The organism is Aquabacterium sp. CECT 9606 (assembly GCF_918741295.1).
Lineage (GTDB): Bacteria > Pseudomonadota > Gammaproteobacteria > Burkholderiales > Burkholderiaceae_C > Aquabacterium.
Window position 1 is genome coordinate 1,578,259 of record NZ_CAKKNB010000001.1, and the last position, 22,482, is coordinate 1,600,740.

Annotated in this window: 29 protein-coding genes; 4 read left to right on the top strand and 25 right to left on the bottom strand. The window is 65.2% G+C overall.

The window, feature by feature from the left end; all coding sequences use genetic code 11:
• Nucleotides 1-127 precede the first annotated feature (127 nt).
• The 6 genes from fdx to LQ232_RS07455 are packed head-to-tail and all read right to left on the bottom strand — an operon-like array spanning nt 128 to nt 4,753.
• A complete protein-coding gene (fdx, locus tag LQ232_RS07430; RefSeq protein WP_230179620.1) occupies nt 128-463 on the bottom strand; it encodes an ISC system 2Fe-2S type ferredoxin in 336 nt (111 codons plus the stop codon).
• 18 nt (nt 464-481) lie between these two features.
• Nucleotides 482-2,338, bottom strand: coding sequence for a Fe-S protein assembly chaperone HscA (hscA, locus tag LQ232_RS07435; protein ID WP_230179621.1), 1,857 nt, complete (start codon nt 2,336-2,338; stop codon nt 482-484).
• Nucleotides 2,339-2,344: 6 nt separating this feature from the next.
• Entirely contained in the window at nt 2,345-2,668 is a 324-nt protein-coding gene (iscA, locus tag LQ232_RS07440) for an iron-sulfur cluster assembly protein IscA (protein WP_230179622.1), read from the bottom strand.
• Nucleotides 2,669-2,676: 8 nt separating this feature from the next.
• Nucleotides 2,677-3,051: an iron-sulfur cluster insertion protein ErpA gene (erpA, locus tag LQ232_RS07445; protein ID WP_230179623.1), complete on the bottom strand. Its 375-nt coding sequence runs from the start codon at nt 3,049-3,051 to the stop codon at nt 2,677-2,679.
• Between the two features lie 24 nt (nt 3,052-3,075).
• Nucleotides 3,076-3,489, bottom strand: coding sequence for a Fe-S cluster assembly scaffold IscU (iscU, locus tag LQ232_RS07450; RefSeq protein WP_230179624.1), 414 nt, complete (start codon nt 3,487-3,489; stop codon nt 3,076-3,078).
• 34 nt (nt 3,490-3,523) lie between these two features.
• Nucleotides 3,524-4,753, bottom strand: coding sequence for an IscS subfamily cysteine desulfurase (locus tag LQ232_RS07455; RefSeq protein WP_230179625.1), 1,230 nt, complete (start codon nt 4,751-4,753; stop codon nt 3,524-3,526).
• A 253-nt stretch (nt 4,754-5,006) separates the two neighbouring features.
• Here LQ232_RS07455 and LQ232_RS07460 point away from each other — a divergent pair, with 253 nt between their 5' ends.
• From LQ232_RS07460 to LQ232_RS07470, 3 genes are read left to right on the top strand one after another with little or no spacing between them, the layout of a single operon-like run.
• A complete protein-coding gene (locus tag LQ232_RS07460) occupies nt 5,007-5,246 on the top strand; it encodes a zinc ribbon domain-containing protein (protein ID WP_230179626.1) in 240 nt (79 codons plus the stop codon).
• A gap of 5 nt (nt 5,247-5,251) precedes the next feature.
• Nucleotides 5,252-5,581 (top strand): rhodanese-like domain-containing protein, encoded by a 330-nt coding sequence (locus LQ232_RS07465; protein ID WP_230179627.1) that lies wholly within the window; start codon nt 5,252-5,254, stop codon nt 5,579-5,581.
• A 12-nt stretch (nt 5,582-5,593) separates the two neighbouring features.
• The gene (locus tag LQ232_RS07470) at nt 5,594-6,031 is read left to right on the top strand and encodes an Ohr family peroxiredoxin (RefSeq protein ID WP_230179628.1); all 438 of its coding nucleotides are present in this window, start codon (nt 5,594-5,596) and stop codon (nt 6,029-6,031) included.
• 113 nt (nt 6,032-6,144) lie between these two features.
• Here the strand turns inward: LQ232_RS07470 and arsA are convergent, their stop codons facing one another.
• From arsA to nifB, 17 genes are all read right to left on the bottom strand, one after another.
• On the bottom strand, nt 6,145-7,920 hold the full coding sequence (arsA, locus tag LQ232_RS07475) for an arsenical pump-driving ATPase (protein ID WP_230179629.1): 1,776 nt from the start codon (nt 7,918-7,920) through the stop codon (nt 6,145-6,147).
• Between the two features lie 95 nt (nt 7,921-8,015).
• Complete coding sequence (locus LQ232_RS07480) at nt 8,016-8,387, bottom strand: hypothetical protein (RefSeq protein WP_230179630.1); 372 nt, start codon at nt 8,385-8,387, stop codon at nt 8,016-8,018.
• Between the two features lie 12 nt (nt 8,388-8,399).
• Nucleotides 8,400-9,983 (bottom strand): FAD-dependent oxidoreductase, encoded by a 1,584-nt coding sequence (locus tag LQ232_RS07485; RefSeq protein ID WP_230179631.1) that lies wholly within the window; start codon nt 9,981-9,983, stop codon nt 8,400-8,402.
• A 22-nt stretch (nt 9,984-10,005) separates the two neighbouring features.
• Nucleotides 10,006-10,302 carry a 2Fe-2S iron-sulfur cluster binding domain-containing protein gene (locus tag LQ232_RS07490; protein WP_230179632.1) on the bottom strand — a complete coding sequence of 99 codons (297 nt, stop codon included), beginning with the start codon at nt 10,300-10,302 and terminating at the stop codon, nt 10,006-10,008.
• Nucleotides 10,303-10,337: 35 nt separating this feature from the next.
• Nucleotides 10,338-11,195, bottom strand: a complete 858-nt coding sequence (locus tag LQ232_RS07495) for an SIR2 family protein (RefSeq protein ID WP_230179633.1) — start codon at nt 11,193-11,195, stop codon at nt 10,338-10,340.
• Nucleotides 11,196-11,212: 17 nt separating this feature from the next.
• A complete protein-coding gene (locus tag LQ232_RS07500; RefSeq protein WP_230179634.1) occupies nt 11,213-12,367 on the bottom strand; it encodes a DegT/DnrJ/EryC1/StrS aminotransferase family protein in 1,155 nt (384 codons plus the stop codon).
• A gap of 17 nt (nt 12,368-12,384) precedes the next feature.
• Entirely contained in the window at nt 12,385-12,645 is a 261-nt protein-coding gene (locus LQ232_RS07505; protein WP_230179635.1) for a hypothetical protein, read from the bottom strand.
• A gap of 10 nt (nt 12,646-12,655) precedes the next feature.
• Nucleotides 12,656-12,877, bottom strand: coding sequence for a putative nitrogen fixation protein NifT (nifT, locus tag LQ232_RS07510; RefSeq protein ID WP_230179636.1), 222 nt, complete (start codon nt 12,875-12,877; stop codon nt 12,656-12,658).
• On the bottom strand, nt 12,874-14,073 hold the full coding sequence (locus LQ232_RS07515) for a cysteine desulfurase family protein (RefSeq protein ID WP_230179637.1): 1,200 nt from the start codon (nt 14,071-14,073) through the stop codon (nt 12,874-12,876). The genes nifT and LQ232_RS07515 overlap by 4 nt, the downstream gene beginning before the upstream one ends.
• Nucleotides 14,070-14,423, bottom strand: coding sequence for a DUF3024 domain-containing protein (locus LQ232_RS07520; protein ID WP_230179638.1), 354 nt, complete (start codon nt 14,421-14,423; stop codon nt 14,070-14,072). The genes LQ232_RS07515 and LQ232_RS07520 overlap by 4 nt, the downstream gene beginning before the upstream one ends.
• Nucleotides 14,424-14,438: 15 nt before the next feature.
• A complete protein-coding gene (locus LQ232_RS07525; protein WP_371820126.1) occupies nt 14,439-14,735 on the bottom strand; it encodes a nitrogen fixation protein NifZ in 297 nt (98 codons plus the stop codon).
• 8 nt (nt 14,736-14,743) lie between these two features.
• On the bottom strand, nt 14,744-15,079 hold the full coding sequence (locus tag LQ232_RS07530) for a nitrogen fixation protein NifZ (protein ID WP_230179639.1): 336 nt from the start codon (nt 15,077-15,079) through the stop codon (nt 14,744-14,746).
• On the bottom strand, nt 15,072-15,860 hold the full coding sequence (locus tag LQ232_RS07535; protein WP_230179640.1) for a 4Fe4S-binding leucine-rich repeat protein: 789 nt from the start codon (nt 15,858-15,860) through the stop codon (nt 15,072-15,074). The genes LQ232_RS07530 and LQ232_RS07535 overlap by 8 nt, the downstream gene beginning before the upstream one ends.
• Nucleotides 15,857-16,405 (bottom strand): M48 family metallopeptidase, encoded by a 549-nt coding sequence (locus LQ232_RS07540; protein ID WP_230179641.1) that lies wholly within the window; start codon nt 16,403-16,405, stop codon nt 15,857-15,859. The genes LQ232_RS07535 and LQ232_RS07540 overlap by 4 nt, the downstream gene beginning before the upstream one ends.
• Nucleotides 16,406-16,423: 18 nt before the next feature.
• Nucleotides 16,424-16,840 carry an iron-sulfur cluster assembly accessory protein gene (locus tag LQ232_RS07545; RefSeq protein WP_230179642.1) on the bottom strand — a complete coding sequence of 139 codons (417 nt, stop codon included), beginning with the start codon at nt 16,838-16,840 and terminating at the stop codon, nt 16,424-16,426.
• 11 nt (nt 16,841-16,851) lie between these two features.
• Complete coding sequence (locus tag LQ232_RS07550; protein WP_230179643.1) at nt 16,852-17,046, bottom strand: 4Fe-4S binding protein; 195 nt, start codon at nt 17,044-17,046, stop codon at nt 16,852-16,854.
• Between the two features lie 43 nt (nt 17,047-17,089).
• Entirely contained in the window at nt 17,090-18,670 is a 1,581-nt protein-coding gene (gene nifB / locus LQ232_RS07555; protein WP_230179644.1) for a nitrogenase cofactor biosynthesis protein NifB, read from the bottom strand.
• A gap of 207 nt (nt 18,671-18,877) precedes the next feature.
• Between nifB and LQ232_RS07560 the strand changes: the two genes are divergently transcribed.
• Nucleotides 18,878-19,297 (top strand): nitrogen fixation protein NifQ, encoded by a 420-nt coding sequence (locus tag LQ232_RS07560; RefSeq protein WP_256450028.1) that lies wholly within the window; start codon nt 18,878-18,880, stop codon nt 19,295-19,297.
• 9 nt (nt 19,298-19,306) lie between these two features.
• On the opposite strand, the gene nifA is transcribed toward LQ232_RS07560, so the two are convergent.
• On the bottom strand, nt 19,307-20,974 hold the full coding sequence (gene nifA / locus LQ232_RS07565; RefSeq protein ID WP_230179646.1) for a nif-specific transcriptional activator NifA: 1,668 nt from the start codon (nt 20,972-20,974) through the stop codon (nt 19,307-19,309).
• 72 nt (nt 20,975-21,046) lie between these two features.
• The gene (locus LQ232_RS07570) at nt 21,047-22,468 is read right to left on the bottom strand and encodes a DUF1501 domain-containing protein (protein ID WP_230179647.1); all 1,422 of its coding nucleotides are present in this window, start codon (nt 22,466-22,468) and stop codon (nt 21,047-21,049) included.
• Nucleotides 22,469-22,482 lie beyond the last annotated feature (14 nt).

A 22,482-nucleotide genomic window follows, 5' to 3' on the forward strand; every position in this document is an offset into this window, starting at 1 on the left:
CTCGAAGGGTGTGGGCGGGTGTGCCTGATGCCTTGATTGCAATCGCTGTGCCAGTGGCTTCAAGGGGCGTGGCGCGTTGAATCGCCTGGAATGTCGTGTCGGGTTTGCGCCATTTCACACACTCGCTTCAGCGTTCGCGGGCGTGGTTGCGGCTGTGCTTGGGCAGCTCGACGGTGAGGTCGCCGTCCTTGACCCTGACGCAGCAAGCCAGGCGCGAGCAGGGCTCCACGCCCCAAGCGTTGTCCATCTGGTCGTTCTCTTCGTCGTCGGGTTCGGACAAGGTGTCGGCGCCAGCGCGGACCAGCACATGGCAGGTGGAGCAGGCCGCCACCATGTCGCAGGCATGCTCGATGGCCACGCCGTGTTTGAGCAGGCCCTCGCACAGCGTGCGTCCGGGTTTGATCTCGAACTGCGTGCCTTGGGGGCACAGCTCGGCGTGGGGCAGGACTGTGACCAGAGGCATGGCAGTGACCTTGAAAAATCAGGTGATGGAATCGAGAACGCGGCCGGTCAGGGCCTGCCGGATGCTGGCGTCCATGCGGCGAGCGGCAAAGGGACCGGTGGCCACGTTCAGGGCCTGGCAGGCGGCCTTCACGGCCTCGGTGGCGGCCTCGGTTTCCAGTTGCTCGGCCACCAGGTTCATGGCTTCGAGGATGTGCTGGCGCTCGGCGGGTGACAGCAAGGCCGGGCCGTCTTCGGCCAGGGCCGACTCGGTGGCGTCCAGCAGGCGGCGGGCATCGATCTGGGCCTCGCGCAGCATGCGCAGCTTCATGTCCGCTTGCGCCCGGCCCACGCTGTCGGCCAGCATGGCGGCAATCTGTTCATCGCTCAAACCATACGAGGGCTTGATCTGGATCTCGGCCAGCACGCCGCTGCTCAGTTCGGTGGCCGACACCGACAGGAGGCCATCGGCATCGATCTGGAAGGTCACGCGGATGCGGGCGGCCCCGGCCACCATGGGCGGGATGCCGCGCAACTCGAAGCGGGCCAGCGAGCGGCAGTCGTTGACGCCTTCACGCTCGCCTTGCAACACATGCACCGACATCACGGTCTGGCCGTCCTTGAAGGTGGTGAAGTCTTGCGCTCGGGATGTGGGCAGGGTCGAGTTGCGGGGAATGATTTTTTCCACCAGGCCGCCCATGGTTTCCAAGCCCAGCGACAGGGGCGAGACATCGAGCAACAGCCATTGGCCATCGGCCTGGCCATTGCCCACCAGGGCATCGGCTTGCATGGCGGCGCCCAGCGCCACGACCTCGTCGGGGTTCAGGTCGGTCAGGGGCGGCTTTTGAAAATACTGGGCCACGGCCTCGCGGACAACAGGCATGCGGGTGGAGCCACCCACCAGCACCACGCCGTCGATGGCGTCAATGCCCAGTTCGGCGTCCTTCAAGGCGCGCTTGGTGGCGATCAAGGTTCGCTTGACCAGCGCGGCTGTGCACTGCGCGAACACCTCGCGCGTCAAGGTGATGCCCGCCACATCGACCGCGTCATAGGTGGACAAGGCCTCCTTGGCGGCGCGGGCCGAGGTCAGCCAGTGCTGTTGCTCGCTGGCGTTCAGCGCGGCCCAGTCCAATTGGGCTTGACCAACCAGCCACAGGGCCAGGGCGCGGTCGAAGTCATCGCCCCCCAGGGCCGAGTTGCCGCCGGTGGACAGCACCTCGAACACGCCGCGCGAGAGGCGCAGCACCGAGATGTCGAAAGTGCCACCGCCCAGGTCGTAGACGGCGAAGACACCTTCGGCGGCCTTGTCCAGACCATAGGCAATGGCGGCGGCCGTGGGTTCATTGAGCAGGCGCAGCACGTGCAAGCCGGCCAGGCGGGCCGCGTCCTTGGTGGCCTGGCGCTGGGCGTCGTCAAAGTAGGCGGGCACGGTGATGACCACGCCGGTCAGGTCACCGCCCAGTGAGGCCTCGGCGCGGGCCTTGAGGGCGCGCAGGATGTCGGCCGAGACCTCGACCGGGCTTTTGGTGCCGGCGGCGGTGTCGATGCTGACCATGCCGGGCTCGTCGATCAGGCGGTAGGACGGTGCGCCCGTCTTGAGCACATCGGCCATGCCGCGCCCCATCAGGCGCTTGACCGAAGCGATGGTGTTGAGCGGGTCGTGGGCCTGGGCATGCAGGGCTTCGAAGCCCACCACCGGGGGCGACTGGAACACGGCTTCATACCGCACCACCGAAGGCAAGAGCACCCGGCCCGCCTCATCGGCCAGGGCGCGGGGCAGGGCACTTTGCACGCTGGCGATGAGGGAGTTGGTGGTGCCCAGGTCGATGCCGGCCGCCAGCTTGTGTTGGTGCGGCGCGGCGCTTTGACCGGGTTCGGCGATTTGAAGCAGTGCCATGATGGGTCAGACCGCGAAGCTTTCGCCGCAACCGCATTCGGCCTTGGCGTTCGGGTTGTTGAACTTGAAGCCCTCGTTGAGGCCTTCGCGCACAAAGTCCAGCTGCGTGCCTTCCAGGAAAGGCAAGCTGTTGGCGTTCACCAGCAATTGCAGGCCATGGCTTTCAAAGGACAGGTCTTCGGGCAAGGCCTCGTCGGCGAACTCGATGGCATAAGCCAGCCCCGAGCAACCACTGGTCTTGACCGCCAGGCGCAGGCCCACGCCTTTGCCCCGCTTGCTCAAGGACTTCTGCACGTGTCGGGCCGCAGCCTCGGTCATGGTGATGGACATGGCTCACCTCACATGGAGAAGGAACTGCCGCAACCGCAGGTGGTCTGCGCATTGGGGTTGTGGATCACGAAGCGCGAGCCTTCCAGGCCGTCTTCGTAGTCGATGTCGGCGCCAATCAGGTATTGCAGGCTCATGGCGTCCACCACCAGCGACACGCCGTCCTTGTCGATGCGGGTGTCGTCGTCGCTGAGCTGGTCGTCAAAGGCGAAGCCGTACGAGAAGCCCGAGCAGCCGCCGCCGGTGACGTACAGGCGCAGTTTCAGGTTGGGGTTGCCTTCTTCCACGATCAGCTCGCTCACCTTGGCGGCCGCAGCGGTGCTGAAGTTCAGGGGTGCGGGGGGCGCCATGTCGGCGACGGTGGTGGCGATCAATGCGTTTTCCATTTGTAGACTCCTTGGCGTTGGTGGTCAGTTGGGGTGGCAGATGGGCTGGTCAGACACGGCGCGCTTGGCCTGGTAATCGGCCACGGCCGCCTTGATGGCGTCCTCGGCCAGGATGGAGCAATGGATCTTCACGGGCGGCAAGGCCAGCTCTTCGGCAATGGCCGTGTTCTTGATGGACAAGGCCTGGTCCAGCGTCTTGCCGCGCACCCACTCGGTCACCAGCGAGCTGGACGCGATGGCCGAGCCGCAGCCATAGGTCTTGAAGCGGGCGTCTTCGATCACGCCGGTGACGGGGTTCACCTTGATCTGAAGCTTCATCACGTCGCCGCAGGCCGGGGCGCCCACCATGCCGGTGGCCACGCCTTCTTCGTCGGCGGCGAACGAACCGACGTTGCGGGGGTTTTCGTAGTGCTCAATCACCTTGTCGCTGTAGGCCATGTGGTTTCTCCGGGTGCGGTTGGGGATGGGGCAATCAGTGCGCTGCCCACTGGATGCTGTTGAGGTCGACGCCGGCCTGGACCATGTCACACAGCGGGCTCATGTCGCGCAGCTTGGCCACCACGTCGGACACGCGTGCGATGACGAAGTCGATCTCGTCCAGCGTGGTGTAGCGGCCGATGGTGAAGCGCACCGAGCTGTGGGCCAGCTCGTCGGTGCGGCCCATGGCGCGCAGCACATAGCTGGGCTCCAGGCTGGCCGAGGTGCAGGCCGAGCCCGAGGACACGGCGATGTCTTTCATGCCCATCAGCAACGACTCGCCTTCGACATAGTTGAAGCTGACGTTGAGGTGGTGCGGCGTGCGGCGTTCGAAGTCGCCATTGATCTGCACATGGTCGATGCGTGACAGGCCTGCCCACAGGTGGTCGCGCAGGCTGCGGATGCGTTCCAGCTCGGGGCCCATCTCGCGCGCTGCCAGGTGAAAGGCTTCGCCCATGCCCACGATCTGGTGCGTGGGCAAGGTGCCAGAGCGCATGCCGCGCTCGTGGCCACCACCATGCATTTGCGCTTCGATGCGCACGCGGGGTTTGCGCCGCACATAGAGCGCGCCGATGCCCTTGGGGCCATAGGTCTTGTGGGCCGACATGGACATCAGGTCGATGGGCATGGTGCTCAGGTCGATGTGGACCTTGCCGGTGGCTTGCGCCGCATCCACATGGAAGAGCACGCCTTGGCTGCGGCAGATCTGGCCCAGGGCTTGCACATCCTGGATGACACCGGTTTCGTTGTTGACGAACATGACGGAGGCCAGCACGGTGTCGGGGCGGATGGCTTGCTTGAACCGATCGAGGTCGACCAGGCCGGTGTCCAGCACGGGCAGCACGGTGACCTCCCAGCCCGCGCGTTCCATCTCACGCATGGTGTCCAGCACGGCTTTGTGTTCGGTGGCCACAGTGATCAGGTGGCGTCCCTTGGCCTGGTGAAACTGGGCGGCGCCCTTGATGGCCAGGTTGTTGCTCTCCGTGGCACCCGAGGTCCAGACCAGCTCGCGCGGGTCGGCGCCAATGAGCAAGGCCACTTGTTCACGGGCCAGCTCGACGGCTTCTTCGGCGGCCCAACCGTAGGCGTGGGAGCGGCTGGCCGGGTTGCCAAAACGTTCACACAGGTAGGGGATCATCTTGGCCGCCACCCGCTGGTCCACGGGGGTGGTCGCGGCATAGTCCAGGTACACAGGGCGGTTGGGCGGCACGGTCAACTTGGTCATGAAAGGGCTCCTTGGGCTGTGCGTTCAATGCTGGACTCAAGGGTCTCTATGCAACTTGGGTGCCACCTGTTCAGCTTTGATCAAGTTGTTGATTTGTATGAATAAATCGGCTGATGGTGGGCGTGGATGGCCTGAGCGATGCGCGACAAAGCCTTGTGATTTTTGTCGGGTTTGTCGGCCATTTGGCAAGGCATCGATCTTGCAAACGAGGCTGTCAATCCTTGAACCCTGTCGCTTTGCCGACCAGCCCGCCATGCCGCTCTACGACTACCAATGCCCTGCTTGCGACAAGCGCTTCGAGCTGCTGGTGCGCAGCACAACCATCCCTGCTTGCCCTCAATGTGGTTCCACCGCCGTGGCCAAGTGCGTCAGCGCACCGCAGGCGCCAGGGCGCAGTGCCGCCATCATTCAGAGTGGCCGCCAGCGCGCGGCCGCGGAAGGGCATTTCAGCAACTACAGCCAGGCCGAGCGGTCCAAGCTGTCTCGAAGCTGACAAACATGACCGGCCGACGTCGCTTTCAACGCCTGGCCGCGCCACAAGCCCTGGCTTGGCTGCAGGCGCATCCCCAGGCCCTGGTGCTGGATGCCCGGCAGGCCCACCACCACGCGCAAGGCCGCCTGTTGGGCAGCTTGCGGCTTGACGGCCGCAACCACGAAGGCTTGCTGCTGAGCCAAGCCAAGGACCGCCCGGTCTTCATCCACTGCTACCACGGCCATGCCAGCCAGACCTATGCCGAGATGTTCGCGGACTTTGGCTTTGTGCAGGTCTGCGACCTGATTGGCGACTGGGAAGCGTGGTGCCAGGCGGGCCACCCCATCCACGTTTGACCGGAGACTTCCATGGACCTTGTCTACAAAGCCCAGATGCTGACCCAAGGCGGTCGCACTGGCACCATCCAGAGCGATGATGGCAGCTTCAAGCTCAAGCTGGCCGTGCCCGCAGCCATGGGGGGCAAGGGCGATGGGCCCAACCCGGAGCAACTGTTTGCGGGGGCGTTTGGCGCTTGCTTTGAACAGTCCGTCAGGCACATCGCCAAGAAGGGCCACCTTCCGCTCAAAGGCTGTTATGTGGAAGCCGCCTTGTCGATGTTCATCACGTTTGAAGACGCCTACCGCATGGCCTTGAGCCTGACAGTGCACATGGCCGGGCCACTGGACCAGGCCACGGCCGACAACCTGATCGAGCGCGCCAAGGGCATCTGCCCTTACGTGGATGCCACGAAGAACAACGTGAGCTTGACGCTCAACGCGGTGCTGGACACGCCGGTGACGGCCTGAGCGCCGTCACTCTGGGTTGGCGTCTTAGGTGGTCGTCCATTCATTGGTCAGCCGATACCGCCCAAATGTGCAGGTGGGCGGCCAGCAACGAGGGGGCGTCCGGCAGCCTACCCTTAGGGCTTGTGAACCAGCTTGGACAGTTCGACCAGGCCTATTGGCGGGCAGATCAACCAGGGCACCGTGAAGATCCGCTTGGCCAGGCCGGCGGACATGCGCTCCATCTGCCGGCGCTCACCGGCCAGCCGCGCGGCCAGCAAGGGGTCGTGGGTACCCGCTGCCAGAACGCTCTTGTTGAGCACCCAGGCGTGAGGCTCGATGCCGGCGCGGCGCAGATCGTCTTGCAAGGCCGAGGCCTGCGACACGGGGGTGGCTTCGGGCAAGGTCACCAGAATGATCTTGGTGTAGGCCGCATCTTGCAGCCGCATCAGTGGCGTGATCACATGGCTGGTGCCGCGACCTTCGAACTCCCGCGTCATCTGCCGGTGGTAGGCCCCGGTGGCGTCCATCAGCAGCAGGGAGTGCCCGGTGGGGGCCGTGTCCAGCACGACGAAGGCACTGCGTGCTTCACTGACGGTGCGTGAGAATGCATGGAAGACGGCGACTTCCTCCGTGCAAGGGGATTGGAGATCTTCCAGCAACAGGGCCTGTTCCTGCGCATCAAGCTTGGGTGACTTGGCCGCCATGATCCGGTCGATGTAGCGCTGCGTTTCGACCTTGGGGTCGATCCGGTCCACACGCAAGCCGGCCACCTCGCCTGCGAGGGTGCCCGTCAGGTGGGCCGCAGGATCCGTGGTGCTCAGGTGCACGGACTTGCCGCGCTGGACCAGACCCAAGGCCAATGCCGCGGCTACCGTGGTTTTGCCGACGCCGCCTTTGCCCATGACCATGATCAGGCCGTGCGGGCTCGCGGCCAGTTTGTCGGCCAAGGCGTCCAGGCCTTGCAGGGGCTCGGCGGGCTGGGCGGGTTCGGCCACGGCCATGCCCGCGTTGATGATGGCATCTGCTGGCGAGAGCAGGGCGCGCAAGGCGGGCAGGCCGACGGTGTCGAAGGCCCGCAGGGGTACCTGGTCCTGAGGCAAGGCGCGCAGCGAGGTGGGCATGTCCGCCAGTGCCTGCTGCTCCAATGCTTCGATGGCGTTGGCCACCAGGTCGGTGTGGTCGCTGGCATGGAACACCCCGTTGATGGCGAGGCGCTGGTTGTTCAGGCCCAGCTCGCGCAGCTCGTCCGAGGTGCGGGCCGCCTCGGCCATGGCGCCTTTGTCGGCCCGGGTGACAAGGACCACGGTGGTTCTGGCCGGATCGCTCAGGGCCTCCAGGGCCGCCTTGAAGCGCGCCTCCTGCATCTTCAGGCCCGAATGCGGTCCCAGGCAGGAGGCGCCTCGGTCGTTGCCGCTCAGGAAGCCACTCCAGGCTTTGGGCAGGCTGAGCAGCCGCAAGGTGTGGCCGGTGGGGGCCGTGTCAAACACGATGTGGTCAAAGTGCTGAGCGCCGTCCGAGAAGAGGGCGGCGAACTCATCGAACGAGGCGATCTCGGTGGTGCAGGCCCCGGACAGTTGTTCGCGCACGGTGGCGAGTTCAGCAGGGCTGGCGCCGGCGTCCATTTGAGCGATGACACGCTGGCGGTAGGCTTGCGCGGCATTGTCGGGGTCAATGTTCAAGACCGACAAACCTGGCGCACCCGGCACGGCGGTGGGGGTGTTGTGCAATTCGATGCCCAGCATTTCGTCGAGGTTCGACGCGGCGTCGGTGCTAACCAGCAAAACGCGTTGGCCGGAGTCTGCCAGGGCCAGTGCCGTGGCGGTGGCCAGCGACGTTTTACCGACACCACCCTTGCCGGTGAAGAGCACGTGGCGGGTGGCGTGGTTCAAAAAGCTGGGGGCTTGGTTCATGCTGCATTTTGATCGAATGGTCTGGCATGTGCGCCAGTTCTCCTGCTTCGATTTGCGCTGCATCAAGCGCGTGCAGCGTCTGGGCGTGCCACCCGTCACTGACTGGCCATCGCTGGCACCATCCGAAACCAACCAGGCTGCTGCTGTTGGTAGACCCTCAGCCACATCAGGGTGGCGGGCACCAGCGAGCGGATGGCGAACATCAAGGCGTCGTCCAGCGCTGGGCCCGCGCGGCCTGACAGCGCCACGCCTGCGGCCGTCAGTCCGCGCCAGTCGATCTCGGGCATGCCTTGCATCAGTTCCTGGGGAAGGCATTCGGTCGTCTGGATCAGCAGGCGCAACTGTCGCGTCACTTCGGCGCGGGTCAGCCGCGAGGCCAACAGCTCGAAATCTTCCAGGCCTTCGGTGAGGATCATCACCGCCAGGCCAGCGTCGTTGATGGTTTTGAGCAAGGCTGCGCCGTACATGGTGGGGCTCCTTCATTCAGGGGAAGGCCTGCTGCGCGAGCACAGCAGGTCATTGGTGGCCCAGGCAAACTCGCGCCAGGCGGCGGCCAGGTCCACCGTGATGGCCTGGAGGTAGTCGGCATCGGGCCGGTGTTCCGTGTCGAAATTCGACAAGGCGCAGGAGCTGGCATTGAAGGCCAGGGCGTCATTCACCAGGCTCTTGCTGAAACCGCTGAAGGGCGACAGAACTCGCGGTGTCAGCTCGCTGCGGCCCGAGGGGACCGCCGCATGGTTCACGCCCCAGCCCACTTCCAAAGCGGCCAGTTGCTCCAAGGCGCGGGTGTAGGTTTGCTCCACCGTGGCCAGCAAGGCGCGTTGAGTGACGCGGTCGCGGTCCTGGCGGGCCAGCATCTGGTTCAAATGCTGCCGGTAGCGAGGCATGGTTCCCTGGCGCTCTTGCTCAACCCAGGCCTGGAAGCTCAGCAGGGCGTCGCCTTCAAGGGGCTGGTGGGTGAACGGGTCAGTCTGTCGACGTGGGCGCAGGAAGTCGGCCAGGCGGGCGGCTGATTCGAGGGCGCCTTCCATGTGGCCGGCCGCGTGACGCGCGGTTTCGGTGCCCCCAAAGAGCAGGCGGCCGGACCAGTGCGGCCGACGCAGCAGCGGGTCGGCCTGCGGGGGCATGGGTTCGGCGTCGCTGCGGTCCAGTTCGCTGCAGGTCCAGGTATCCAGGCTCCAGTCCTTCACCAACACCGAGTCGGCATGCGCTTCGGGGCCGAACAATTGGGTGAACTGGCTGGAGGTGAGCAAGGGCAGGCTGCGTTCGAAGGGTCGCCGGGTGTCCGGGGCCATGGCGCAAAAGCCGACCAGCGCGGCGCCTTGTTCGTCGCTGGCATCCCAGACTTCGCGCAGCACGGCTTGAGGATGGCTGACAAAGGCGCTGCCTGATTGTCCTTGCGCATGCCAGAAAGGGCGTTCAAAGCGGGCCACCGCCTTGGCCTCGCGCGCCATCCAGGTCGGCACGGTGGTCAAGGCCTGGGTTGTGGATGGCGACAGCGCTGGCTGAAAGCGAACCAATTGGGCCAACAGGCGCGGTGGCAGGGTCAGGACCACGCGACGCGCCGCCACCCGTTCAACGTGCTGGACGCCACTCTCCACGCGGGCAAAGTGCAACTCGACGTGGTCTTGGGCATCGTGGACCGCCACCAGTCGATGGTCCAGCTTGACGATGCCCTCCAGCAACTGTTCATGCAGTGACTGAGTCAGCTGGCCCATGCCCCCGGACAGGCGGCGCGCACCGCCATGGATGCCTTGCACGTCCAGCACGTCGGGTGCGCGGGCAGGGTCGGCCAGCGACAGCACGTGGCCCTGGTCTGGCTGAGCAAAGGACTTGAGGGCCAGGGACTCGACCAGCGCGGCCATGCGGGGCTCGGTGTCGGGCCAGTACCAGCTGGCACCCAGGTCCACACGGGCACCCGACCCTGCCGAGGCATCGGTGAGGATGCGCCCGCCCACGCGGTCTCGCGCTTCGAACATCGCCACACGCAGGCCCTGAGCTTGCAACGAGCGCGCCAGGGCCAAACCCGTGAGGCCCGCGCCGACAATCGCGACGTCGATCATGGCATGGGCCTCCACGCGTCGCTCAGACGAAGCTGAGCAGTTCGATGGTCACGGGCTCTTCGCCAAGCAGGGTCTGGCAGGCCAGCCGCGACTTGGAGCTGACGCCCACGATGGCGTCCAGGGCTTCGTTCTCTTTGCGCTGCACTTTGGACAGGCTCTTGCGGCCTTCCTGCACATACAGGTGGCAGGCGCCGCATTCGCCCTTGCCACCGCACTTGCTGATGATGGCGGCGCCCGCGTCCTTGATGGCCTGCAGCAGGGTGGTGCCTGCGGGGGCGTCGAAGGTGATGCCGGCGGGCAGGATGGTCAGCGTGGTCATGTCGTTCTCCAGTTTGAAAAGGTCAGGGGTGGCCCTCAGGCCGCGGTCAACAACGCCGCCACCTCGGCCAGGGGTTGGGCGATGCGGGTGACGTTGTTTTCTTCCAGGAAGCGCACTTCCATGCGCGTGGGCTCGTCGGGCAGGACGGCCCAGTGGCGGTCGCTGGAGCGCTTCATGATCTGGCGGGCAAAGCTGCGCGTGAGCTGGTCATTGAAGCGGCAGCCCAGGAACAGGAAGCCGCGCCCGGTGCGCAGTTGCTGCACCTCGGCCGGGATGGGCGTCTGGATGTCGATCTCGGTCAGCACTTCCACATAGTCCGAGTCGGACACCAGGTAGTTGCCGGCGGGCGCGTGGCCGCCGATGGGCCGGTACACGAGCGACTTCCATTCGGGCGGGCAGCTTTCAGCCAGCTGCCCCAGGGCATCGTAGAAAGCTGTCCAGGTGCCAAAGTGCTCGGACTGCGCCAGGCCTTGCACCTGGCCCCAGTCGGCGGCCGGGTGCGTCTGTGCATAGGCCGTGGTCAGGGTGTCGTCGTACCAGCTTTCCACCACCAGTGGGGGCGCCACCTTGGCCAGCCACAGGTGAAAGGCGCTGGGGACGGCGGGCTGGGCAAAGGCCTCGTTCATCAGGCTGACCACGCTCTTGCGGTGCTTGAAGTTCTCGATGAACTGCGCGGCCTGGGTCAGGCGGTTGCGGATCTTGTGGGGCACGGTGGCCTTGGCCACCAGCAGCGCCACCAGGGCCTCGGGGGTGGCGGGCACCGGGGCATCGGGGATCAGCTCCAGAATGCGCGGGCCCAGGTAGGGCACGATGCGGCCCTTCTTGAGGCCATTGCTCAGCTCGGCGAGCCAAGGCGGGGCGGTCACCGCCACGGGGGCGTCGGTCATGGTCATGTGCAACTCCAATGAGCTCAGTAGATGGCGGCCCCAGCCCCGACGTTGACCGAGGCGTCCTTGAGCGTCTTGACGATGTAGCTGACCTCGTCTTCGTCCAGGTGGGTGTGAAAGGGCAGGGTGAGGGATCGGTCACCGATGCGCTCGGTGTTGGGCAGCAGCCCGCGGTGCCAGCCCAGTTGCTGGTAGTGAAACTGCTGATGCAGCGGCACGCAGTAGATCGCCGACTGGACCGAGTTCGAGTCCATGTCTTCGATGATCTGGTTGCGCGCGCTGCCGGTGAAGCGCTTGCCCAGGTGGATCTTGTAGAGCATCCAGTGGACCTCGTCGATGTGTTCGGCCAGGTAGGGCGGCTTGATGCCTTCGAAGCTTTGCATCTGCGTGTGGTACCAGCCTTCGACCTGCTTGCGCTTGAGCAGGATCTCGTCAATGCGCTGCAATTGCGCCAGACCCAGGGCGGCATCCAGGTCGCTCATGCTGGCTTGCCAAGGCACGCGGCTGCCCACCGACACCGAGTTGCGATCACTCAAGCGGCGTTCTCGTAGGTAGCCCAGTTCACTGGCCAGGGCGGGGTCGTCGGTCAGCACCATGCCCCCTTGCCCGCAGCACAGGGCCGAGGGCTGCGAGAAGTCGAAGATCGACACATCGCCGAAGCTGCCCACGCGGCGGCCCTGGTAGCGTGAGCCCACCGCTTCGGTGCTGTCCTCGATCAGCTTGAGGTCGTGCCGGGTGGCCAGTTCGCGCAGGGCTTGCCAGTCGGCAGGGTGGCCGTTGACGTTGGAGGCCAGGATGGCGCGGGTGCGGGGGCCGACCTTGTCGGCAGCTTTGACCGGGTCGATGCAGCCCGACCAATAGTCGATGTCGGCCAGCACGGGCGTGGCGCCCACCAGGGAGATGGCATGGGCGACCTGGTGCCAGGCATAGGCGGCGGTGATGACTTCATCGCCCGGGCCAATGCCCATGACCTTGAGGGCCAGGCAGGCGCCCAGGGTGCCGCTGCCCACGGCCGCGCCATGCGACCGGCCCACCCATTGCGCAAAGGCACTTTCAAACTCGTTGACCGCCGGGCCGGCGGACAGCTGGCCGCTGCGCAGGGCCATGACCACGGCCTCCAGCTCATCGCCGGTGATGTCGGGGTCGGACAGGGCAATCCAGTCGTCGGGGGCGTCCATGGCGTGGGCTCTTTCGTTCAGTCTTGCGTGAGCACAAAGGCCGATGCGCGTTCGGGCAGGGCGGTGACCGACCAGCAGTGACCATCGGTGGCCATGAGGTAGAGCGCGCGGTTCTGCACTTGCAGCGCGGGCGACTCGCTGCGCATGTCGAAGGCGTCCAGCACCAGGGCGTGCGCGGGCGCAAAGCGCTCCCGGATGACCGCAGCGGCCGCCCGCACCGTGGTTGCGGAGCCCAGGATCTGCCCGGCCTCCTTGAGTTGATCAGGCGTGATGGCCATGGTGGTGGCCTCAGACTTCTTCGCCGGTCGTGGTGCGGCGTGCTTCCACGGTGATCGGCAAGGTGGTGCCCTCGGGCATGTCGGGCAGGGCCAGTTGCCAGCCATTGGCCAGCGTGACCAAGCCACCCCACATGCCGGGGTGCTCCATCGACACGATGGGTTCCTCCAGGTCTTTCTTGGGCACGTACACCGACGTCACACCGTTGGGTGCCTTGCGAATCATGATCTTCATGCAAATGCTCCTGAGGGAAATGCGGGGTGGCCTGCGGCGGCGGCCTGCTCGGCCATCAGTGGGGCCAGTTCGGCGGGCAGGCGGTCAAGCACCATCTGGATCTGCGCCGAGGTGGTTTGTGTCGACAAGGAAAAGCGGATGGCGCACAGGGCCTCTTCTCGGGGGATGCCCATGGCGCTCAGCACGAACGAGGGTTCGTTGCCACTGGCGGAACAGGCGGCCCCGGACGAGGCCATGATCCCGAGGCGTTCCAGGCGTTGAAGCACCACGTCGGCGTGCAGGTGGCCAAAGCGCAGGTAGCTGGTGTTGGGCAGGCGGGTGGCCTCGCCACCAAAGACCACGGTGCCGGGCAAGCGGCTGAGGAGCCCCTGCTCCAGTTGATCCCGCAGGCGCGTTTGCGAGGCCATGTGGTGGAACCAGGCCTGCGGCGCCATGGTCAGTCGTTCGGCGGCGGCGGCCAGGCCCAGGATGCCGGGCAGGTTCTCGGTGCCGCCCCGCCTGGCGCGTTCCTGCGAGCCTTGGTACAGGGCCGGCCAGTTCAGGCCTTGACGCACGATCAGGGCGCCGACCCCCTTGGGGCCGTGGAACTTGTGGGCCGACAAGGAGACCAGGTCGGCCCCGGACTTGTCGAAGTCAAAGGGGAGCTTGCCGATCAATTGGGTGGTATCCACGTGCAGCATGGCGCCTTGCGCGTGGGCCAGCCGGGCCATCTCGCCAATCGGCATCAACACGCCGGTTTCATTGTTGGCCGCCATGATGGACACCAGGGCCACGTGCGGCGTGACCAACTCGCGCGCCTGCGCCATGTCCAGCGTGCCTTGGGGCGTCAGCCCGATCCAGCCCAGATTCACGTGTTGGCGCTGGGCCAGGTGCCGCGCCAGCTTCTGCACGCCCGCGTGCTCGGCCGCGCTGAGGACCAGGCCCTGTCGGCCATTGAAGCCCACGGCCCCGCGCAAGGCGATGTGGTTGGACTCGGTGGCACCGCTGGTGAACACCACTTCAGCCGGTTTGCACCCCAGCATCCGTGCCAGCTGCGTGCGGGCCTGTGTCAAGGCCTGCCGGGCCTCCTGGCCCATGGCGTGAGTCGATGAGGGGTTGGCCCAATGCCGGACCAGTCCCTGTGCCACTGCGCCCATCACTTCCGCCATTGGCGACGTGGTGGCGTTGTTGTCCAGGTAGATGTGGTCGGTGTTCATGGCCAAAATACCCGGGTGGGGTCCAGGCAGACCTCGTCCAGCAGCGGCTGGAGGTGGTGGCACTCGTCATGCAGAACCCAACGGTCATGCACGTGGTCGCGAAAGTAAAGCGACCACATGCCTTCCGCCGGTTCGAGCCAGGCGATCGAGATCACACCACCAGAGGGGTCGATGTTGCGCGAGCAGCAGGGGCTGCTGACGACCCAGCCCGGCGCGCTGGGCGCCCGTTCCACCTGGGGCTGCACATAGCGGTAGCGCACCCGCTGCCGCAAGGCACGCTCGATGCGCACGCGGTCCATGTCGTGGACGACGGCCTGCATGGCGGGCATGGGGGCGGCCAGGGTGTTCATGGAGGCACTCGCTCGTCAACCGTGCAACAGGCGCAACTGGCCCCGCGATTCCGCCAGCATCTGGTCCAGCTCCTGGCACAGCAGGATCTCTTCTTCCAGGCAACCGACGACCAGGCCGTCGAACTCGACCATGTAGACCGGCTGGTTGGCCTCGACGTGTCGGCCCACCTGAACGATCTCGCCTTCGCTGCCCATGCTGGCCAGGACCGCGTCTGGCGCATGGTCGGGGTGGGTGCCATCGTTGACCAGGTCGACCAGCGCGACCACTTGCTGTCCCCATTGGTATTGGGGCTCACGGGGTTCGATCATCATGGGGGACCTCATCGCAGTTGTTTGAGTTCATCGGCACGTTCGCCCAGCTGGGCCAGGATCTCGTCGGGCAGCTTGTCCAGCGTCATCAGTTCCTTGGCGCGCATGCCGACGCGGTAGCCGTGGTCGGTGAACTCCACGGCGTAGATGTAGAACTGCTGCAGGAAGGTGCCGATGGAGCACACGTAGCCCACATCGCCTTTGCGCACCAGCACCTCGCCAATGTCCTTGCCATTGAAGGTGCCGTCGTTGCGGATGATGGTGCGGCTGACCACGCGCTCGCCAAAGCCAAAGCGCGGCGGATCGGCCACTTCAATCAGGTTGTCGTCGCGGTTGATGTCACCCATGCTGCGCTCCCAGTGAGGTGGCCGTGCGGTCAGGCATCAGGCGCTGACGCGCCACGGCGCGGATGTCGTCGTCGGGGTCCTTGATCATCATGATGAGCAGGTGCCGGTCTGCCCGTTGCGCGACTTCCCAACGAACCATCAGGTCGGTGTCATGTGCCAGGCGGCTCAGCAAGGGCACGGGCAGACGCCGGGCCACGATGCGGCGCACTTCGCTGGCCCGGTCGTCGGCCATGCGCAGCAGGGCGGGCATCTCCAGGCGCTGCGCCACCTCCTGGCGCACATCGCTTTGCGGGTCGCTCATCATTGAAGGCAGCAGTGCCTGGGGCAAACGCCGCGCCACCAGCTGCCGAACGTAGTAGTCCGGGTCTTGCCGCATGGAGGGCAGGGCGCTCATGTCCAGGCGATGAGCCACGCGGATGCGCACTTCGCGGTGCGGGTCGTCGCGCAGATTCATCAAGGCGCGTTGCGGCAGGCGCAAGGCCAGTTGCAGGCGCACCGTTTCGTCCGGGTCGTGGATCAGGTCGGTCAGGCGAAACACATCGGCGTAGCGAACGGCGATGGCGCGCACCTCGAAGTAGGGGTGGGTCAGCAACTCGTTGGCCAGCTGCGGGTTCCAGTTGAAGAAGCGGTCGATGCGGCGGGCGTAGCGGTCTTGAACGCAGGCGCGGCCAGGCTCGCACCGAGCCTCAGCCAGTAGGCTCTGGTAGTGGCAAGCCTGGCAGGCGACGGGCATGCCCTGCCAGTCCACCGATTCGATGTCATTGGAGACCAGGTCCATCATGGCGTGCTCCAGCCCCGGTGCGCAATGGGGGCGCTGAAGTCGTCGTCGCTCAAGTCAAGGGCTTCGGCTCGGGCCAGCACGTGGGTCAGCACGCCGCCGCCCACCCGATCCTGAGGATCAAGTTGGCGCAGTTCCGCCAAGGTGTTGCGCGCGGTGTCGGTGTCGCCCAGGCGCAAGCTCAGGTAGGCATAGGCCTTCAGGGCGAACAGGTAAAAGCGGGTGGCCGCGTCGAAACGGGCTTGCTCGTCAGTGACGTTGACATCCTGGCCCAGGGCGGACCGCGCGATGCTCAGTGATTCCTGCGCGACTGAGCGGGCCTCCTTCAGGCGGTGCCCGTAGAAGTGAAAGCGGTACATCGCGATCAGCGTGGCCGGGTGCGATGGTGCCAGTTCCCGCGCCTTTTGCAGCAAAGGCTCGGCCTGGGCGCGGTCACTGCGGACCAGTCCGGCTTGCGTGATCAGGCCTTCCACTTCGGCGGGCAAGCCACCCCCCAGCACGGCGCTGTCGAAGCCGGCGTCGTGCGGGGATGAGGGGTGGTGGTGCATGGCGTGTTCCCCAAGGCTTCAGTTCACGGGACGAGGCATGGACGAGCGGATCGAGCTGATCTCGATCTTGGACACCGAAGGTGGCGTGGCCGCGCTGCTGGCGGTGCTGCTGTCACTGCTGCTGCAGCCACAGGCTCCGGCGTTGGGGTTGAAGAAGGTCAGGCCCGATTGCGTAGGGGTGTCGGCGAAGTCCACGGTCACGCCGTCCAGCATCAGGCGGCTTTGCGCGGGCAGGAACACCGTTACGCCGTTGATGTCAAAGGCCTTGTCGCCGTCGAGCGGTGTTGCTTCCACGGTGAACTCGCTGCTGTAGCCCGAGCAGCCGCCAGGGCTCACCGTGAGGCGAAATCCAGCGGTGGCGGGCAGGCCCGAGAACTTCACCATGCGCTTGATGAAGCGTTCGGCGGCCTGGGTCACGGTCATGTTGATGGTCATGTCTGTCCTTTTCAAGCGTTGACGATGCAGCCATCCACCGGGCACACGGCCAGGCATTGGGGCGCATCAAACTGACCTTCGCATTCCGTGCACTTGGCCGGATCGATGATGAAGGTCCCGCCCTTTTCGCGGATGGCGACGTTGGGGCATTCGGGTTCGCAGGCGGAGCAGCCTGTGCAGGTGGAGGCGATGATCTTCAAGGCCATGGTGGTTCTCCTTCGTTCAACAGGTTGGTGCAGGACGGGGCGGTCAGGCCGCTGCTTCAGAGGTGTAGGCCCCCTGGCGGATGGAGGCATCGCCCCGTGGCTGGTGGGTGATGTCGCCTCGTGCCAGCCGGTCGGCGTAGTCGGCAAACCAGCTCAGGGCGGCTTTTTCGATGAACTCGTGGGCATAGGCATCCACAGGCTCGATGCCCGCAGCCTTGAGCTCGTCACGCGGGCAGGCGCCGATCTTGGCCACCAGCACGGCGTGGCAGTCATTGATGGCCTTGACGATGGAGGGCAACTGCTCGTCTTCACCAAAGCCACCCTGACAGTACAGGTCCACCCGGCGATGCCCCACGAACAGGGCCTCGGCGGCCGACACCTCGAAGATCTGGAACTCGGTGGCATGGCCAAAGTGCAGGTTCACGCGGCCGTGCCCCTCGGTGGCCACGGCCACCAGCACCTTCATGTCGGGATCGACACCGGCGCGTTCCACCTGGGCGCTCAGGGCCTCTTGCTTGGCAGCGTGCTGGGCTTGGCGTTCGGTTTCCACCTTGTCCTGGTAGTCGCGCCGCTTGTCCAGGTCGTACACGATCTCCATCTCTTCGATCTTGTCGAGCGTGAACTCTTCACTGCGGTCTTCGCCCAGCAAACCGACCGCATCAGCGCGGCATTGCCTGCAATGGCGCATCAGGTTCGCGCCGCCCATGCAGGCGTCTTGCACGGCCTTGAGTTCTTGCGCGGTCGGCCCGCGTTGGCCGGTCAGGCCGAACACCGTGCCGTGCTCGGCTTCCGAGATCAGCGGCATGATGTTGTGCAGGAAGGCGCCGCGCTTCTTGACTTCGCGGTTCACCTCGATCAGGTGCTCGTCGTTGATGCCGGGGATCAGCACCGAGTTGATCTTGGTGAGCACGCCGCGCGCGGTCAGCATCTCCAGGCCCAGCATCTGGCGCTCGTGCAGGATCTTGGCGGCCTCGTAGCCGGTGACGCGCTTGTGCTGCCAGAAAATCCAGGGGTAGATCTTCTCGCCCACGGCCGGGTCCACCATGTTGATGGTGATGGTGACGTGGTCGATGTTGTATTGGCAGATTTCATCCACCAGGTCGGGCAGGGCCAGGCCATTGGTCGAGATGCACAGCTTGATGTCCGGCGCCGTTTCCTGCAGCATGCGGAAGGTGTCGAAGGTCTTCTTGGGGTTGGCCAATGAATCGCCGGGGCCCGCCACGCCCAGCACCGTCATCTGCGGGATCTCACTGGCCACGGCCAGCACCTTCTTGACCGCCTGCTCAGGCGTGAGCTTTTGCGAGACGACGCCGGGGCGGGACTCGTTGCTGCAATCATATTTGCGATTGCAGTAGTTGCATTGGATGTTGCACGCTGGCGCCACGGCCACGTGCATGCGGGCATAGTGGTGGTGGGCTTCTTCCGAGTAGCAGGGGTGGTTCTTGACCTTGTCCCAGATTTCCTGCGGCATGTCATCGGGGCCGCCAGATGATCCGCAACTGGCCTTGCCTTCACCGCCGGTGGTGCCACAGCCGCCCGAAGGTTCAGGCGTGATGGCGGCGCCCAAGGGCCGGATTTGACCGATGCCGATGAAGGCTTTCGTCGCGAGTTGCGGTGCGTCCATGTGGTGTTCCCCGTCCAAGAGTTGAGGCTCGTTGCCAAGCCAGCATTGCCAGTTCCGTGCCACTTTGAAAGCAATTGAAAATCAATGACTTAGCCCATGTGCCCAGGTTTGCAAGGCATGGCTTGAAGGCTTTGAAACATGCCTTGTCGCAAGACCCTGTCAGATCTCTGACAAAGCCGACAGGAGGGCGTGTGCTGGAGGGCGCATGTGCGTGGCACAGCTCTTGCGCCGCACCTGGCATGTCAGTGCACGCCAGAGACGCAAGAGGACGCCACCATGAACGACATGCTGATCCCCAAGCTCGCAGTTCACGACGAGGTTGCTGACCTGGTCGTGCTGCTCACGGAGCACGCGACTCACCCGGGGGTACTGGCCCGGCACCTGGCCCAGGCGGTGGCCGAAGCCTGCATGGGCCCCAACCACCTGTGGGAAGACCTGGGGCTGGGCAACCGCGCGCAACTGGGCGCCCTGATGCAGGAGCACTTCACGTCCTTGAAGGCCCTCAACCACAAGGACATGCGGTGGAAGAAGTTCCTTTACCGCATGCTGTGCGAGCGCGCCGATGTGCTCATCTGCAAGTCACCGCATTGCGAACAATGCGAAGACCAGCCCCTGTGCTTTGCCTAGCAGCAGGCGCTAGAACTTACGCACTTCGATGTCGTGCTTTTGCAGCGCGTAGCCCATCTGGCGTGGCGTGATGTTGAGCAGGCGTGCCGCCTTGGCCTGCACCCATCCACACTTTTCCATGGCCCAGATCAGGCGTTCACGCTCGCCATCGGGCTTGTCGTCAGACGAGGACGAGGTGGCCGCAAGGCTGTGATCGTCATCCCCCTCATGGTGGTCCGCAGGTTTGGCGGGCATGGCAGGACGCAGCGGCACTTCGGTGATGGGGATGCCGATGGGGCGACCGGGTTTGACGGCGTCCTCGCGATCCACGTGGTGCAGCACCTGCGTCAGGCAGCGGTTGTCATGGCAGGGAAAGCTCAGGTCGGTCAGGTCTTCATTCTGGGCCATGGTGGCCGTGCGCTCAACACAGTTCTCCAGCTCGCGGACATTGCCTGGCCAGTAGCAACTGCTCAGCACCTTCATGGCGCGTGGGGTCACTTTGACCTTGCGGTTGTTCTCGCGGTTGAATCGCGCCAGGAAGTGTTCCACCATCAAGGGGATGTCTTCACGGCGCTCGCGCAGAGGGGGCAGGAAGATGCTGACCACGTTGATCCGGTAATACAAGTCGGCCCGGAACTCGCCTGCGGCCACCATTTTTTCAAGGTTGCGGTTGGTGGCCAGCACCATGCGCACGTCCACGCGGATGGAGGTGGTGCCGCCCACCCGCTCGAACTCACGCTCTTGCAGCACTCGCAGCAGCTTGGCCTGGAACCCGGCGGAGATGTCGCCGATCTCATCCAGGAACAGGGTGCCGCCGTGGGCCATCTCGAAGCGCCCCTTGCGCGTGTTCATGGCACCGGTGAAGGCGCCTTTCTCGTGGCCGAACAGCTCCGACTCCAGCAGCGATTCAGTCAGCGCAGCGCAGTTGACCCGCACAAAGGGCTCGTCCTTGCGGGGTGACAGGTTGTGCACGGCGCGGGCCACCACCTCTTTGCCGGTGCCGCTTTCTCCGCGCAGCAAAACGGTGGTCTTGGTGGGTGCCGCCTGGTGCACCTCGGCGAAGACCTCCTGCATTCGGGGTGATCCACCAATGGCCGTCTCCAGTTTGTAAACCGGCTTGATGGCTTTTGACAGCCGCCGGCTTTCCTCGTACAGGCGCCCCTGCTCTGCGCTGACACTGCGGTGCAGCAACAAGTTCTGGCCCATCAGCGTGGCGACCATCGACAACAGCCGCAAGTCTTCGTCAAAGACCCCGGAGCGGTCGGTGACCAGCCTGTCCATGGTCAACACGCCCAAAGTGCGGCGGTCTGCCTTGATGGGCGTGGCGATGTAGGCTATCGGGTCATTGGGCGATTGATCGGCGGCACCGCTTCGGTTCAGGAAAAGTGGTTCGGCCTGGATGTCGGGCACGACCATGGGCAAGCCGCTGGCGAAAACCCGCCCCACGATGCCTTCTCCCACGGCAAAGACCAGCTTGGCGGATTCCTCCCGGGAGAGCCCCACGGCGCACATGCCCTGCAGGGAGCCGTCCTCGGTTTGCAGGTTCACGATCGCCCGTCGCCACCCCATCATGGAGACCATGACGTTGAGGGCTTCTCGGAAGGTCTTGAAAATGTCGAGCGAAGACCCCAGGATCTTGCTGACCTGATAGACCGTCAAAAGCTCGATGCTGGCCCGTTCGTGGTGCGTGGTTACCATGGCGCTGCCTTTCCCGGTCTGAAATCTGACGACCGAAATTACTTGCAAGTAGCGCGCCAAAAATGGATGCGCTCAAGCCGTGGCCGCGAACAAACCACCCAGCTCGCTTGCGCCGAAGCGTTTGTAGCGCGGGGCCACCAGTTCAAGGTTGCTGGATGAGACGCCCATCCACCGGCCGAGTTCTGCGGCCAGTTGATCCACGGACAGCGAAGGCAGCAACCTGCCTTGTCCGACTTGATCGTTCCCACCCAGGCCAGGCTCAGGCAAGGTGCCATACAGGCGCCCGCCTGCCACCGCGCCACCCATCACCAGGTGGTGCCCGCCCCAACCGTGGTCAGAGCCATCGCCATTGCTGGTCAGGGTGCGTCCAAAATCGCTGGCCGTGAAGGTGGTCACCTGGCGGTCCACGCCCAATGAGCGCATCGCCTCGTCGAACGAGGCCAGCGCCTGCGCCACCTGTTCCATCAGCCTGGGATGATCCAACATCAGGCGATCGTGCAAATCAAAGCCGCCCAGGGACACGAAAAACACCTGGCGCTTGAGGCCCAGAGCCTGGCGCGCCGCGATGGTGCGCGCCACCATCAACAACTGCTGGGCCAGGCGGCGGGGTTTGCCATCCACCGAGGTGGTGAACATCGAGGGCAGGTTGCCAGGGGCCGTGAGCAAAGCCTCGCTCAAGGTGTGCTGGCCGGCCACGGCGCGTTTCATGATGGCCGCGTGCGTGCGGGCCAGCAGCACGGGGTGGTCTTGCCGGGTGACCAAAGACTGGAATACTTCAGACGCGCGGCTGGAGCCAAACAGGCCCGACGATCGGCTGGCCAACAAGGGGGCCGGGCCATCGGGCGCCACCGCATAAGGCACCACGGTATCGCCCGCCAGGTACACGGCATTGCCGGCCACGTTCACGCAGGTGAAAGCGGCTTTGCCCGTGTTGTTGGACGACAGCATCAGGTCGCCCACGCGGCCGCCCCAACCCACAGTGCCGCCTTCGGGCTGGTAGGACTGCCACACGGCCTGCTGGTCGTTGTGCGAGAACAGCTGCGGTGGCAGTTGAACGTTCTTGCGGAAATCATCCAGGGTGGTGGGTTGCAGCAAGGGCCCGATGTTGAGCAGCATGCCCAGCCGCTGCTGCTCAAACAACCGCTTCAAGGGCGCCCACTCGGGCGGGAACGCCACCTCGCGGCCCGAGGGCAGGCCGCTGCTTGGGTTCAGCTTGGTGTTCACCAGCTCGGCCTCTGTGCGCGCCAGGTTCTGGCGGGCGTTGGCGTAGGCCAGGTAGCTGCTGGCATCGCAAGGGATCACGGTGTTGCCGTGGTCATTGCCGCCATTCAGGAAAACGCAGACCAGGGCCTTGTAGTCGTCATTGCCCGAAGTGGCCGCGGCGGCTTCGGCCATGGTGGCCAGGCTGGCGGCCCAAGGTGCGGCGGCGCCCATCATGGACAGGGCGCCTGTGCGGCGCAGGAAAGCCCGGCGGCTTGAATCGTGGCGTGACATGGTGGTGCTCAATC

What these genes read in the sequence shown, in the direction of transcription:
- LQ232_RS07495 (WP_230179633.1), bottom strand. Translation starts at nt 11,195, where the DNA reads ATGACCATGACCGACGCCCCCGTGGCGGTGACCGCCCCGCCTTGGCTC.
- nifA (WP_230179646.1), bottom strand. Translation starts at nt 20,974, where the DNA reads ATGGTAACCACGCACCACGAACGGGCCAGCATCGAGCTTTTGACGGTC.
- LQ232_RS07460 (WP_230179626.1), top strand. Translation starts at nt 5,007, where the DNA reads ATGCCGCTCTACGACTACCAATGCCCTGCTTGCGACAAGCGCTTCGAG.
- LQ232_RS07515 (WP_230179637.1), bottom strand. Translation starts at nt 14,073, where the DNA reads ATGAACACCGACCACATCTACCTGGACAACAACGCCACCACGTCGCCA.
- LQ232_RS07485 (WP_230179631.1), bottom strand. Translation starts at nt 9,983, where the DNA reads ATGATCGACGTCGCGATTGTCGGCGCGGGCCTCACGGGTTTGGCCCTG.
- LQ232_RS07490 (WP_230179632.1), bottom strand. Translation starts at nt 10,302, where the DNA reads ATGACCACGCTGACCATCCTGCCCGCCGGCATCACCTTCGACGCCCCC.
- LQ232_RS07535 (WP_230179640.1), bottom strand. Translation starts at nt 15,860, where the DNA reads ATGATGGACCTGGTCTCCAATGACATCGAATCGGTGGACTGGCAGGGC.
- nifB (WP_230179644.1), bottom strand. Translation starts at nt 18,670, where the DNA reads ATGGACGCACCGCAACTCGCGACGAAAGCCTTCATCGGCATCGGTCAA.
- LQ232_RS07540 (WP_230179641.1), bottom strand. Translation starts at nt 16,405, where the DNA reads ATGCACCACCACCCCTCATCCCCGCACGACGCCGGCTTCGACAGCGCC.
- nifT (WP_230179636.1), bottom strand. Translation starts at nt 12,877, where the DNA reads ATGAAGATCATGATTCGCAAGGCACCCAACGGTGTGACGTCGGTGTAC.
- LQ232_RS07550 (WP_230179643.1), bottom strand. Translation starts at nt 17,046, where the DNA reads ATGGCCTTGAAGATCATCGCCTCCACCTGCACAGGCTGCTCCGCCTGC.
- LQ232_RS07480 (WP_230179630.1), bottom strand. Translation starts at nt 8,387, where the DNA reads ATGTACGGCGCAGCCTTGCTCAAAACCATCAACGACGCTGGCCTGGCG.
- hscA (WP_230179621.1), bottom strand. Translation starts at nt 2,338, where the DNA reads ATGGCACTGCTTCAAATCGCCGAACCCGGTCAAAGCGCCGCGCCGCAC.
- LQ232_RS07505 (WP_230179635.1), bottom strand. Translation starts at nt 12,645, where the DNA reads ATGGCCATCACGCCTGATCAACTCAAGGAGGCCGGGCAGATCCTGGGC.
- LQ232_RS07455 (WP_230179625.1), bottom strand. Translation starts at nt 4,753, where the DNA reads ATGACCAAGTTGACCGTGCCGCCCAACCGCCCTGTGTACCTGGACTAT.
- LQ232_RS07465 (WP_230179627.1), top strand. Translation starts at nt 5,252, where the DNA reads ATGACCGGCCGACGTCGCTTTCAACGCCTGGCCGCGCCACAAGCCCTG.
- iscU (WP_230179624.1), bottom strand. Translation starts at nt 3,489, where the DNA reads ATGGCCTACAGCGACAAGGTGATTGAGCACTACGAAAACCCCCGCAAC.
- iscA (WP_230179622.1), bottom strand. Translation starts at nt 2,668, where the DNA reads ATGTCCATCACCATGACCGAGGCTGCGGCCCGACACGTGCAGAAGTCC.
- LQ232_RS07525 (WP_371820126.1), bottom strand. Translation starts at nt 14,735, where the DNA reads ATGATGATCGAACCCCGTGAGCCCCAATACCAATGGGGACAGCAAGTG.
- LQ232_RS07520 (WP_230179638.1), bottom strand. Translation starts at nt 14,423, where the DNA reads ATGAACACCCTGGCCGCCCCCATGCCCGCCATGCAGGCCGTCGTCCAC.
- arsA (WP_230179629.1), bottom strand. Translation starts at nt 7,920, where the DNA reads ATGAACCAAGCCCCCAGCTTTTTGAACCACGCCACCCGCCACGTGCTC.
- fdx (WP_230179620.1), bottom strand. Translation starts at nt 463, where the DNA reads ATGCCTCTGGTCACAGTCCTGCCCCACGCCGAGCTGTGCCCCCAAGGC.
- LQ232_RS07500 (WP_230179634.1), bottom strand. Translation starts at nt 12,367, where the DNA reads ATGGACGCCCCCGACGACTGGATTGCCCTGTCCGACCCCGACATCACC.
- LQ232_RS07570 (WP_230179647.1), bottom strand. Translation starts at nt 22,468, where the DNA reads ATGTCACGCCACGATTCAAGCCGCCGGGCTTTCCTGCGCCGCACAGGC.
- LQ232_RS07470 (WP_230179628.1), top strand. Translation starts at nt 5,594, where the DNA reads ATGGACCTTGTCTACAAAGCCCAGATGCTGACCCAAGGCGGTCGCACT.
- LQ232_RS07530 (WP_230179639.1), bottom strand. Translation starts at nt 15,079, where the DNA reads ATGGGTGACATCAACCGCGACGACAACCTGATTGAAGTGGCCGATCCG.
- erpA (WP_230179623.1), bottom strand. Translation starts at nt 3,051, where the DNA reads ATGGAAAACGCATTGATCGCCACCACCGTCGCCGACATGGCGCCCCCC.
- LQ232_RS07545 (WP_230179642.1), bottom strand. Translation starts at nt 16,840, where the DNA reads ATGACCATCAACATGACCGTGACCCAGGCCGCCGAACGCTTCATCAAG.